The sequence below is a fragment of the Capnocytophaga gingivalis genome (genome assembly GCF_002302415.1).
Lineage (GTDB): Bacteria > Bacteroidota > Bacteroidia > Flavobacteriales > Flavobacteriaceae > Capnocytophaga > Capnocytophaga gingivalis.
Genome location: NZ_CP022386.1, coordinates 440127 through 452740 on the forward strand (window position 1 = coordinate 440127; position 12614 = coordinate 452740).

Sequence of the window (12614 nt, forward strand, 5' to 3'; positions counted from 1 at the left end):
ATTACAATATTTATTTTAAACCAGCAAAACAATTCAGGATAAAAATCTATAAAGTAAAAGAAAGAAGCAAAGAAAAACCTTAACTTCTTTCTAATTACTACTATCTTTTATATAAATTTCTCATTATTTAGCGATATTCACAGCTCTTGTTTCACGGATAACGGTAACTTTTACCTGACCAGGATAAGTCATATCCGTTTGTATTTTCTGAGAGAGATTGAAGGAGAGTTCCGCTGCTTTTTCATCGGATACCTTTTCACTTTCGACAATCACACGCAGTTCACGACCCGCCTGAATTGCATAAGCTTTTTTAACCCCTTGGAAAGAGAAAGCGGTATCTTCCAATTCTTTAAGGCGCTGGATATAAGAATCAAGCACTTGTCTTCGTGCTCCTGGTCTTGCTCCTGAGATTGCATCACATACTTGTACAATAGGAGAAAGCAGAGAAGTCATCTCAATCTCATCATGGTGAGCCCCTATAGCATTGCACACTTCAGGTTTTTCCCCATATTTTTGAGCCCACTCCATACCCAAGAGAGCGTGAGGAGTTTCAGTATCTGTTTCGGGAACCTTACCTATATCATGAAGAAGCCCTGCGCGCTTAGCCAATTTGACATTAAGTCCTAATTCGGCAGCCATGAGTCCACACAAGCGAGCCACCTCACGAGAGTGTTGCAAGAGATTTTGTCCGTAAGACGAACGATACTTCATACGCCCTACCGCTTTGATAAGTTCGGGGTGCAAGCCATGTATTCCTAAATCAATAATGGTGCGCTTACCTATTTCAGCAATTTCATCTTCTACCTGTTTAGTTGTTTTTTCTACGACTTCTTCAATACGAGCGGGATGGATACGCCCATCAGTCACGAGCTTATGAAGAGAGAGGCGTGCAATCTCCCTACGTACGGAATCGAAGCAAGAAAGGATAATAGCTTCGGGAGTATCATCTACAATAATTTCCACTCCAGTGGCAACCTCCAAAGCACGTATATTGCGTCCTTCACGACCGATGATACGTCCTTTTACATCATCTGATTCAAGATTGAATACAGATACACAGTTATCAATAGCCTCTTCCGTACCTATTCGTTGTATAGTATTGATAATAATCTTTCTGGCCTCCTGACGGGCAGTAAGCTTGGCCTCCTCGATAGTTGTCTGGATATAAGCCATAGCATCGGTCTTAGCCTCATTCTTGAGAGAGTCTACCAATTGAGATTTAGCTTCTTCGGCAGTTAGTCCAGATATTACCTCCAACTGTTTCACCTGACTCTTGTGCAGCCTGTCTACCTCTTCCTGTTTTTTATCTACCAAAGACATACGATGAGCGCACTCTTGATTTTTCTGTTCAAGCTCTTCATTGAGTTTTTTAGTTTGAGCCAGTTCATTGGATACTTGAGATTCTTTATCCTTAATACGCTTTTCTGCTTCAGATATTTTCTTTTCTTTAGAAAGAATCAGTTTTTCATGTTCAGACTTAAGTTCCAAGAATTTTTCTTTAGCTTGGTAGATTTTTTCTTTTTTAATATTTTCAGCCTCTACTTTAGCCTGCTTAAGGATATTCTGTGATTCTTCTTGAGCATCTTTCACTACCTTGAAAGCATATTTTTCTTGTTTTTTCTTCAGGACAAACCACACCAAAATACCCCCTATGAATACTCCAATAATGGCACCTACTACTAATGTTGTTATTTCCATAAAAATAAAATAATTATACAAAAAGCCTGCAAGAAGAAATCATATGAATAAACTCCTAAAAGCATATTTAGAGCTACCAAGCCCTTCAAGTATCCGCCAAGTGAAGACGGCACGCTTTGGTGGCTTGACTCACCCTTCTGAATTATTTTCTGTTGAGTTTACCAAAAAAACTATTCTTGCAGGCAGTAATCTTTATTACTTAGTTCTGTCAGTGTTTGATATATATTTTTTAATTTTTCAATATTTTCTTCTGTTTGGTATTCTTCAGTCAAGCCTTCATGAGAGAGAGGCATGGCTAAAGAAATAGCACACATAGCTAAGGAATCTTGTCTGTCCTTCACTGGAAAGTTTTGCTCAAAAAACCTAATCTGCTCATTGATCCTTTGCGCAGCCTTACGATAGGCTTCCTCTTGTTCAGGAAAAATCTTCAAAGGATATACCCTATCGGCTATTTTTAAGGATATGCGTAATTTTTCACTCATTATTGGGTCACTTATCTTGAGAAAGTTGGACAATACATTGTTCTATTTCGCGAATAAGGCTATTTATTTTGAGTTTGGCTTCCGTTCTTTTTTCATCACTGCCTAAAAGAGCTTGGGTTACCTTTAGGGCTTCATACTTTTGTTCATAGGCTTGTTTTTCACTTTGAGCCTTGTCAAGCATATGAGTAAGAGCTTCAACTTGCCCTAATAGCATACTATTTTTTTCTTCTAAAGAACGTACATATAGCTGCACTTGAGGAAGTAATAATTCTATTTTTTGTATCCATTCTTCCATAATTCTATAGAGAAAAACCCCTTACTTTTTGGTTGCAAAGGTAATACTTTTTGGAGTTATAAGCAACTATTTGTAAAAATTTTATTTCATTAATTTTTTTAATCAACATTTATGATTTTTTAATATCTTTGTACTATCAAAAACACAAATTCAAAATTATGTTATCAATCAATGATACTCAATTAGTTATACTTGACTTTCAGGGCAAGTTATCCCAGATTGTATACCAGAGTGAAACTGTCCTATCGAAAGCAAGTGCCCTTATCAAAGGTATTAGGCACTTAGAAATCCCTATCACTTGGGTAGAACAGACTCCGGAGAAATTAGGACAGACCACTCCAGAAATTGCCGAATGCCTCAGTGGACTGTCCCCTATGGAAAAATGTACTTTTTCAGCCTATGCCACTGAAGAAATTGCGCAAAAAATCCAAAGTCACCAGCGCAAGCAAGTCCTACTAATAGGAATAGAGACCCATATCTGTATCTGGCAAACCACAGAGGATTTGATTCAAGCAGGTTATGAAGTTTTTGTCCCTTGTGATGCAGTCTCCTCACGTACTCTGGAAAACAAACAAATAGGACTTCAGATGATAGAACAAGCACAAGGAAGGCTCACCTGTGTAGAGGGAGCCTTATTTTCACTTTTGAGAACTGCTAAGCACGAGAAGTTCCGAGATATAGCGAAACTTATCAAATAAAATCTTTTAGAAAGGTACATCAGGAATATCACTTCCTGAGCCGAAAGCATTGTTAGGATTTCCCTTAGGGAGTCCTGTAGAAGAAGCTTCCTCTTCCTGATTATTATATTTAGAAGAGAAGGATTGTACCTGGTCGGTCTGTTCCTCAGCATACAAAAGGTTTTTGAGATTGCTAAAGACCCCATTGACAAACTGCAGGCGAATATTGTCTAAGCCACCATTACGGTGCTTAGCAACAATAAATTCGGCTTGGTTTTCCGTAGGAGTCTGTGCGCTATCATCCCATGTTTCTAAGTTATAATAGCTTGGTCTATAGAGAAACGTAACGATATCCGCATCTTGCTCAATCGCTCCAGACTCACGAAGGTCAGAGAGCTGAGGGCGCTTATGTCCTGGCCTACTCTCGACATTACGCGAAAGTTGAGAGAGCGCTATCACGGGCAAATTCAATTCTTTTGCCAGCGCCTTGAGGTTACGAGAGATGGTTGAGATCTCTTGTTCACGATTCCCTGCCCCCTTGTTGGTCGTATTGGCCGTCATTAGTTGAAGGTAGTCAATAAAGATAATCTTAACCCCATACTTAGATACCATACGGCGCGCCTTGGCACGGAGGTCAAAGATAGAAAGTGAAGGCGTATCGTCGATATACAAAGGAGCTTCTAAGAGTTCCTGAGTCTTGGTATTGAGGCGTTCGAAGTCCTCCACATTGAGTTTTCCTGTACGGAGCTTATCAGAGCTTATCCCTGTTTCAGAAGCAATAAGCCTGGTAATAAGCTGTATAGAAGACATCTCCAAGGAGAAGAAAGCCACTGGAATCTTGCTATTGACAGCGATATTACGTGCCATACTAAGGGTAAAAGCTGTTTTTCCCATAGCAGGACGAGCTGCCACGATGATAAGATCCGTAGGCTGCCAACCCGCTGTGAGCTCGTCCACCTTGGTAAATCCTGAAGGAATCCCACTGAACTCCTCCTTTCGGTTATGGAGTTCCTCTATTTTCTTACGTGCCTTAATGACCAATTCCTTGGCAGACTCTGAAGTACGAGTAATATTTCCCTGAGTGATAGAAAAGAGCTTTCCCTCGGCGCTATCGAGCAAGTCAAAGACATCCGTTTCCTCATCATAAGCCTCTTCGATAATCTCATTGGACATTTTGATAAGTCTACGTTGGATATATTTCTGGATAAGGATACGGGCATGAAACTCAATATTAGCCGAAGAGGAGACCCTTTCGGTAAGATATACCAAATATCCCCCCCCTCCTATTTCCTTGAGCGTACCATCCTTGAGGAGCTGATCCTTAACAGTCATCAAATCTATCGGTTGAGAATCCTTGAACAACTTATAGATAGCCGCATAGATCTTCTGGTGAGCTGGTGAATAGAAAGCCTCGTCGGAGAGAATATCTATCACCTCATCGACTCCTCGTTTTTCTATAAGCATTCCCCCAAGCACCACCTCTTCCAGCTCCAGGTCCTGAGGCGGAATTTTCCCCCTTTCGAGGGTTGGAATGGTACGAGAAGAGGTTACGACCTCCATAGGTTGAGGAGAAATATTTTCCATATCTTTAATAATTAATCAATTACAAAAAAGGACAGTTTCCTTTTTTCTTTTGGCAAAAATACACGCATTTTCTCAATCTTTTCCCTTTTAGTTTTTCAACAAATCCGTGAGTATTGTGTAAAAGTTTGCTTACCTATTGATTATCAAAATAGAATTATAGCAAAAATCGTTCAAAAAATTATTTCTGCAAAAACTTCCCGACAGATAGTTTGTTGTTTTTAATAATTTTCATACCTTTGCAGTTGGTAATCTATATCTGAAAAAACACATGAGAGAAGTCACTCGCTTGTTCGATATTCCCTATTATCAGTTAGAGAAATATCCTATTGAGAATGCTTTAGTCACTAAATATAACAATACATGGACTCCTATTTCTTCTGAAGAATATGTAAAGAAGATCAACCAAGTAAGTAGAGCCTTATTGCGCTTAGGAGTACAGCCCCATGACAAGATAGCCATGGTTACCTCTAATAACCGTACAGAGTGGCATATTTTAGATATGGCTATCATGCAAATAGGCGCCCACAATGTTCCTATATACCCAACTATCCCCAAGGAAGATTACATATATATCCTGAACCATGCTGAGGTAAAATATTGCTTTGCATCGGACAAAGAGCTGTTTGAGAAAGTAAGTAGTATAGTTTCAGAAATAGCCACTTTGGAAGAAGTATTCACCTTTGATGCGGTAGAAGGCGCCAGAGGATGGAGGGAAATTCTTTCCTTAGGAGAGGATAATACCAATCAAGCTCAGGTAGATTCTCTCAAGGAACAGATTCAGCCAACAGATATGGCAACCATCATCTATACCTCAGGGACTACAGGTAAGCCCAAGGGAGTAATGCTCTCTCATGATAATATTATTAGTAATATCAAGAACTGCCAGGAGCGAGTTCCTGTAAAATCGGGAGATATCTGTCTTAGCTTCTTGCCTGTATGCCATGTCTTTGAGCGTATGCTCACCTACCTATATCAGTATAATGGAATACGCCTCTACTTTGCCGAATCCTTTGAAAAAGTAGCTGTAAATATTGGTGAAGTAAAGCCCCGCCTAATCACGGTAGTTCCTCGTGTAGTTGAGAAAGTATATGATAGTATCTACAGCAAAGGAGTTGCCCTCTCTGGAATAGCTAAGAGCCTATTCTTCTGGGCATTGCGATTAGGCTACCAATACGAGCCCTATAACCAAAAAGGATGGTGGTATTCGCTGAAGTTAAAAATCGCACGTAAACTCATATTCTCCAAATGGAAGAAAGCCTTAGGCGGTCAGCTACAGATGATCTGTGGAAGTGCTGCCCTGCAGCCACGCTTGGTGCGTGTATTTTCTGCTGCAGGTATTCCTATCTGGGAAGGATATGGTCTTACGGAGACCTCGCCTGTAATCTCAGTGAATTGTAAAAAGGGATACTTGTGGAAGATAGGTACCATAGGCAAGCCTATTGACCATATCGAAGTAAAAATAGCCGAAGATGGAGAAATCCTCTGTAAAGGAAGCAACATCATGCTGGGATATTATAAGAATGAAGAGCAGACCCACAATGCCATAGATGAAGATGGATTCTTCCACACTGGAGATATAGGCTTTTTGGACGAGGAAGGCTTCCTTACGATCACCGACCGTAAGAAAGAAATGTTCAAGACCTCAGGAGGTAAGTACATTGCCCCGCAATATATAGAGAACAAGCTCAAGCAATCCCGCTTCATAGAACAAGCAATGGTCGTAGGAGAAGGTGAGAAAATGCCCGCAGCCTTCCTACAGGTCAATTTTGCCTTCGTTCGCGAGTGGCTCAAGCGCCATGGAGACAAACAAACCCTTAGCAATGAAGCTCTTGTAAAAGACGAGCGCGTACGAGAACGCATAACACAAGAAGTAGAACACATCAATAAAAAATTAGGAAAATGGGAGCAAATCAAGGTCTTCGACCTCACCCCAGATGAGTGGAGTATTGATGGAGGCCACCTCACCCCTACCCTAAAGCTCAAGCGCCGTATTATCCTTGAGAAATACAAAGATATGTACAATACATTTTACAATAAAGAATCTTAGAAAATACTGATTATGATATACCGATTTAGAGTTATTTTGGATGTAGATACGGATGTATTCCGTGATATAGAAGTAGAAAGCCATATCAACTTAGAAGACTTTCACCAATGTATATCGAAATCCTTCGGGTTCAATGGAGAGGAAATGGCTTCCTTTTACAAGAGCGATGAGGACTGGAACCAAGGAGAAGAATATAGCCTTTTTGATACCGAAGGAGATACCCCAGTGATGGCCGATACCATTCTGGAATCCGTTATGGACGAAGATAACCGACATTTCCTCTATGTATATGACTTCTACAATATGTGGACTTTCTTTGTCGATCTCAAAGAAATAGGCCATGAACAAGAGGGAGTAAGCTATCCACATATACTAACTACCCATGGTTTTGTCCCAGAAGATGCCCCTGAGAAGAATTTTGTAGCTGAAGACTTCAATGAGTTCGACTCAGAGTTCAATGATTTCGAATTTGACCAAGATGAATTTGACGAATATCATGGTTACAATGATGATGAATTTTATTCCTAAGTAGCCAATGCCCCTTACTGACGTAGTTTTTTTTGGTATTCTTATAGTCACTATAGGAATCAGCTATTATGGCTTTACCCATGAGGTTTTCTTTAGGCGCTATATGTTCAATGTCAAAGCCGTACAAGGTGGAGACTACATACGCCTACTCTCGGCAGGCTTCTTACATGCCGGTTGGGAACACTTGATATTCAATATGATATCTCTATTCTTCTTTCATAAGGTTATTCTTGTAGGAATGGGAGTAGATGTCTTTATGCTTATCTATATAGGAGCCATTGTTTTCGGTAATCTTTTTTGCCTATATATCTATAGGCATCAGCCTTATTATTCCGCTATTGGGGCATCTGGAGGAGTTTCTGGAATTATCTTTGCTTCCATAGCACTTATGCCACACCTGAGAGTCAATTTTATTCCAGGTTGGCTCTTTGGGACGATCTATTTTGGTTATTCGGTATACCGGATGCTTGATCCTCGTATGGGGGACAATGTAGGACATGCTGCCCACTTAGGGGGTGCCATCTTTGGGATTTCCGTTATAGCTTTGTTGAAGCCCTTATTCATAGTTGAGAATGCACTCTACTTGGGGATTATGGCGCTCCCTTTAGCCTATATGGGATACCGATTGCTAAAAAAATAATTTTTTATACCTTTGCCCCCATCTTAATCAATCATTCACCATGTTAGAACTCTTTAATACCCAGATAGAATCTCTTTCGATTCATCAGGTAGGAAATATGCAAAAGGGAGAAAACCTATTTCTCTCCCAGCAACCCTATGCCCTTGATGACCAGATAACCAGTGTGCTCAAGGAATATTTCTTAAAACCTTTCAGAGAGAAGGAGGAAAACTTTATGCGCTTTGTGAACGACACCTCACTGGAGTTCAATGAGATGTTTGCCATAGTTACAGAGATTTTCGAAAACCCTTCGACTATACACACCCATTCGTTACGAATTGCCCAGCTACTATATGAACAGTCCAACCACCCTCATATCAAGTCTGGAGAGCTATATGTAGCCTACCTGACACACATCACCCTTGACAATACCAAGGTAGAAGCCATTGGTATCTTCAAGTCCGAGATGAAACAGAACTTCCTACAATTCGAACAAGGGCACAACCAATTAGATATTCTATTAGAAGAAGGAGTGAATGTCAATAAGTTAGACAAAGGATGCCTGATTTTCAATATCAACGAAGAAGAAGGCTATAAGATCCTCTCGGTAGATAGCAACCGCTATGATACCAAATACTGGACTGAACAGTTCTTAGGAATCGATGCTCTTGCCGATGATGCCTTCTTCACCAAGAAATACCTAAAGATGTGTCAGGACTTCGCCAAGGAAGTTGTCCTCCCTGCCGAAGGCAAACAAGAAGAAATCCTATTCATGAACCGAGCTGTGAATCACTTTGCTAAGAATGACGAGTTCGAGGAAACCCACTTCCTCAACGAAGTATTGGGAGACAAAGTATTCAAGAAAGAATATGCTGCCCATGAGGACGACGAAGACCAAAGCCCCAAGCAGGGTTATATGGATCTGATTCCAGAGTTTCACAACTTCAAAGAAACCAAGGGAAAGAAATACTATATAGAGGATGTCTCCTCCTTCCCTATTGTGAATAAAGCCGTATCGGACATGCGTAAGAAAATCAAGAATATCATTGACTTAGATACCAATATACAGATACGTATGGACTTCATCAACCCTGAATCCGCTGAGAAATTTGTAGAAAAAGGTTGGGATGAAGAACGTGGTATGTTCTACTATCTTATTTATTTTAATGAAGAAAAGAAAAGCTAATGAAAACACTTCCTACATGGGCAGAAAAGCTCAATGAATTAGGAGCCAAACACACTCCTTGTTTTTTTACAATCAATTATCAAGGGACTCAGGGGCATGTATTTCCCCTTACAGACCTACCCGAATCTGTTCGTTTTTCTTTCTCAGAGAAGACAGCCCCAACAGAGGCACCTATCACTATAGAAAAGCACCCTGTTCCCTACGAAGTTTTTGAAAAATCCTTCCAAAAAGCACATACCCACTTGGAAAAAGGAGATACGGAGCTAATCAACCTAACCCTTGCCACCGAAATATCACCCGTTTCCTTAGAAGAGGTATACCAAAAAGCCAAAGCCAAGTACAAGATTCTTTACAAAGATGAATGGGTATGCTTTTCCCCAGAGATTTTTGTAAAAATAGAAGATAACCATATAAAAACCTATCCTATGAAGGGTACCATCAGCGCTACTCTGCCCGATGCAGAAGCATTGTTGCTGAACAATCCTAAGGAGATAGACGAACACAAAAAAGTTGTCGCACTCCTTTCGATGGACTTAGCACAAGTGGCCTCAGATATACATGTAAGCCGATTCCGCTATGTAGATGTGATCGAAAAATCCACTGGTGACCTATTGCAAACCAGCTCGGAGATCATAGGTACCCTTCCCGATAATTGGCAAGCACAATTGGGCACGCTCCTTAGCAAGCTCCTTCCAGCAGGCTCCATCTGTGGGGCACCCAGAGAGAGCACTATGAAAGTCATCGCTGAGGCAGAAACCTATGACAGAGGATTCTATACAGGTATTGCAGGCGTATTCGATGGAAAGACCTTGGATACTTGTGTACTGATTCGCTTTATCGAACATATAGGGAAGAAATTCTATTACAAAAGTGGAGCAGGCATTACTGTACAGAGTAAGCCAGAGAGTGAATATAAGGAAATATTAGAAAAAATATACATTCCTAACTAAGAATGGAAGAAAGCAAGTTTATCGAGACTCTTAAACTTCTAAATGGAGAAATCTGTCATCTGAAGTGGCATGAAAAACGCTTAGGAGATACCTTTTCACATTTTTTTCCAAAAGAAAAGGTATTTCCTTTGACAGCCATCCTAAAAGAACAAGAACTTCCAGTGGAAGGAATCTATAAAATTCGCTTTGTATATAGTAGCCACAACTATATGATAGAGATACTTCCCTACCAGATAACCCCTATTGAGTCCGTAAGTTGTGTAAGTGCAGATGATGTAGAATATAGCTATAAGTATGCCCATAGAGAAGCCCTACTTCAGCTAAAGAAAGAGGCCAAAACAGATGAGGTGATCTTTGTGAAGAATGGCTTAGTGACCGATAGCAGCTATGCCAATCTTGTTTTCTTTGATGGCACAGAATGGGTTACCCCTACGACCTTTCTGCTGAATGGTACCTGCAGACAACGCTTATTAAGCGAAGGAAAAATAAAAGAACGGATTATTCATGCTACTGATATTCCCTCCTTTACCCATATAGGACTTATCAATGCCATGATTGGTTTAGGAGAATTATGCTTACCCCTGGATCGGATTTTTATAGATGAATAAATAATCCCCCTCTACATTATGTACTGATTCCCATGGCTGCTGCAACAGAGGTGCCTTAATCCCTTCAGAGAACTGGGATTTTCCTACGAAAATACGAGCTTCATCCCATAGCCCCTCACTTATGAACTGCTGGAGTACTTGTGCCCCTCCCTCTACAATGAGACTCTGTATTTGTCTATCATACAAATAATTACACATCTGATTTGGCATAGAAAGATCAGAAGAAAGACTCTCATAAGATACATGTTCGGTATTAGGAGACTGTTTAGAAGAAAAAACCACTGTAGGTTCCCCCCGAAAAACATTGAAGGTATCAAGCAAGGAATGCTCTCCCTCTATAACCAATCTTAAAGGATTTTTCCCCACCCAATGTCGTACTGTAAGAGAAGGATTATCCCTCTCCACTGTAGTTCTCCCCACTAAAATAGCACCTTCTTCGGCACGCCACAAGTGAGTTAGTTGCTGAGAGAATTCATTAGAGATCCATACAGGAGCCTGTTGCTCTTGGCGTAAAGGCGCTATAAGACCATTACGTGTCTGTGCCCACTTGAGAATAATATAAGGGCGTCCTTTGGAGTGAAAAGTAAAAAAACGAGAGTTCAGTGCTCGACATTCATTTTCCAAGACCCCTACAACCACCTCACGACCAGCCTTCTGCAGACGCTCAATACCCTTGCCTGCCACCTTAGAAAAAATATCCATACAGCCGATAACAACCTTAGGGATTTCCTTTTCTATAATCAGATCTGCACAAGGGGGTGTTTTCCCAAAATGTGCACAAGGTTCCAAGTTGACATACAAAACACTTTCCTTAAGCAGACTTGAATCCTTGACCGAAGCAATAGCATTGACCTCAGCATGAGGTTCCCCCGCCTTGGTATGCCATCCCTCCCCTATAATCTTACCCTGGTGGACAATCACACTGCCCACCAAAGGATTAGGATAAGTATAACCCAAAGCCTTTCCCGCCAAGGATAAGCAACGCTGCATGTATCTCTGGTCTGTAGTCATATTATATGCGCTGAAATTTGGCAGATACCCAGTTATTTCTCTCTATATGGCTTATATAATGAAGTCCTGCCGCCTGACTACACTCCTGAATAGCTGTCAAATCCTCCAGATAGAAGCCACTGACTAAAAGCACCCCCTGAGGAAGCAATGACTGGGCATAAGCAGGAATATCCGAGAGCAGTATATTACGATTGATATTGGCCAATATAAGGTTGTATTTCTCTCCAGCAATAACTGAGACTTCTCCTTGCTTTACAGTGATAAAATCACAATTGTTCTGCTGGACATTCTCTGTAGCATTCTCCACACACCAAGGGTCTATATCTATAGCTGTAATATCATGAGCCCCTCGTAGGGCTGCCATAATAGCCAAAATCCCCGTGCCACAGCCCATATCCAAGACCTTAACCTCCTGAAGAGATAGAGGAATAAGCTGCTGAAGCATCATATAAGTAGTCTCATGATGCCCAGTGCCGAAACTCATTTTTGGAGTAATCACAATATCATAGAGAGTAGAAGGTATTGGGTGAAAATTAGCCCGTACTGTACAGAGATTCTCTACTACAATAGGAGAAAAATTCTTTTCCCACTCCTCATTCCAATTGATCTGCTCTATCTCAGTCACTTGGTAAGAGATGGTAAATTCTGGATTGCCCAACAGATAAATATCCTCCAGAATATCCTCCCTCCAGAGGTCTTTGGAAATGTAAGCTTTGAGCCCCGTAGGAGTATCCACAAAACTATCAAAGCCTACTTCGGCAAGTTCTGCTGTAAGGATTTCAGCTCCCATCTCTGTAGGAGAAACTGTAAAATCGTATTCTATATAATTCATCTATAATAATTAATGATCAATGGTTAATGGTAGGTGCAAATATAGGAAGAATCACAATAACCACCAAATATTTCTCTTGTTTTTCTACTATAAAAAT

Annotated in this window: 13 protein-coding genes; 7 read left to right on the forward strand and 6 right to left on the reverse strand. The window is 40.6% G+C overall.

The features are described from left to right. Positions 1-123 precede the first annotated feature (123 nt). The 3 genes from rny to CGC50_RS02130 form a co-directional block, all read right to left on the reverse strand. Positions 124-1698, reverse strand: coding sequence for a ribonuclease Y (gene rny / locus CGC50_RS02120; RefSeq protein ID WP_095909488.1), 1575 nt, complete (start codon positions 1696-1698; stop codon positions 124-126). Between the two features lie 170 nt (positions 1699-1868). Then, positions 1869-2180 (reverse strand): cell division protein ZapA, encoded by a 312-nt coding sequence (locus tag CGC50_RS02125; protein WP_095909489.1) that lies wholly within the window; start codon positions 2178-2180, stop codon positions 1869-1871. A gap of 7 nt (positions 2181-2187) precedes the next feature. Then, a complete protein-coding gene (locus CGC50_RS02130; RefSeq protein WP_002668235.1) occupies positions 2188-2475 on the reverse strand; it encodes a hypothetical protein in 288 nt (95 codons plus the stop codon). 158 nt (positions 2476-2633) lie between these two features. Here CGC50_RS02130 and CGC50_RS02135 point away from each other — a divergent pair, with 158 nt between their 5' ends. Then, positions 2634-3173 (forward strand): isochorismatase family protein, encoded by a 540-nt coding sequence (locus CGC50_RS02135; protein WP_002668418.1) that lies wholly within the window; start codon positions 2634-2636, stop codon positions 3171-3173. Between the two features lie 6 nt (positions 3174-3179). Here the strand turns inward: CGC50_RS02135 and dnaB are convergent, their stop codons facing one another. Then, positions 3180-4736 (reverse strand): replicative DNA helicase, encoded by a 1557-nt coding sequence (gene dnaB, locus CGC50_RS02140; protein ID WP_002668547.1) that lies wholly within the window; start codon positions 4734-4736, stop codon positions 3180-3182. A gap of 268 nt (positions 4737-5004) precedes the next feature. Here dnaB and CGC50_RS02145 point away from each other — a divergent pair, with 268 nt between their 5' ends. Genes CGC50_RS02145 through CGC50_RS02170 form a run of 6 tightly spaced genes read left to right on the forward strand, consistent with a single transcriptional unit; the run spans position 5005 to position 10674 of the window. Continuing rightward, positions 5005-6783, forward strand: a complete 1779-nt coding sequence (locus CGC50_RS02145) for an AMP-dependent synthetase/ligase (RefSeq protein WP_095909490.1) — start codon at positions 5005-5007, stop codon at positions 6781-6783. Between the two features lie 12 nt (positions 6784-6795). Next, positions 6796-7311, forward strand: coding sequence for an IS1096 element passenger TnpR family protein (locus CGC50_RS02150; RefSeq protein ID WP_002668236.1), 516 nt, complete (start codon positions 6796-6798; stop codon positions 7309-7311). Positions 7312-7318: 7 nt separating this feature from the next. Then, positions 7319-7951, forward strand: a complete 633-nt coding sequence (locus CGC50_RS02155) for a rhomboid family intramembrane serine protease (RefSeq protein WP_095909491.1) — start codon at positions 7319-7321, stop codon at positions 7949-7951. A gap of 40 nt (positions 7952-7991) precedes the next feature. Next, on the forward strand, positions 7992-9116 hold the full coding sequence (locus CGC50_RS02160; RefSeq protein WP_095909492.1) for a nucleoid-associated protein: 1125 nt from the start codon (positions 7992-7994) through the stop codon (positions 9114-9116). Beyond that, a complete protein-coding gene (locus CGC50_RS02165; protein ID WP_095909493.1) occupies positions 9116-10066 on the forward strand; it encodes an aminodeoxychorismate synthase component I in 951 nt (316 codons plus the stop codon). Before CGC50_RS02160 ends, CGC50_RS02165 begins: the two co-directional genes overlap by 1 nt. Positions 10067-10068: 2 nt before the next feature. After that, positions 10069-10674, forward strand: a complete 606-nt coding sequence (locus CGC50_RS02170; RefSeq protein ID WP_095909494.1) for an aminotransferase class IV — start codon at positions 10069-10071, stop codon at positions 10672-10674. On the opposite strand, the gene ribD is transcribed toward CGC50_RS02170, so the two are convergent. Together ribD and prmA are read right to left on the reverse strand one after the other, a co-directional pair. Then, positions 10642-11685 (reverse strand): bifunctional diaminohydroxyphosphoribosylaminopyrimidine deaminase/5-amino-6-(5-phosphoribosylamino)uracil reductase RibD, encoded by a 1044-nt coding sequence (gene ribD / locus CGC50_RS02175; RefSeq protein WP_095909495.1) that lies wholly within the window; start codon positions 11683-11685, stop codon positions 10642-10644. The genes CGC50_RS02170 and ribD overlap by 33 nt on opposite strands. Position 11686: 1 nt before the next feature. Next, a complete protein-coding gene (gene prmA, locus CGC50_RS02180) occupies positions 11687-12517 on the reverse strand; it encodes a 50S ribosomal protein L11 methyltransferase (RefSeq protein WP_095909496.1) in 831 nt (276 codons plus the stop codon). Positions 12518-12614 lie beyond the last annotated feature (97 nt).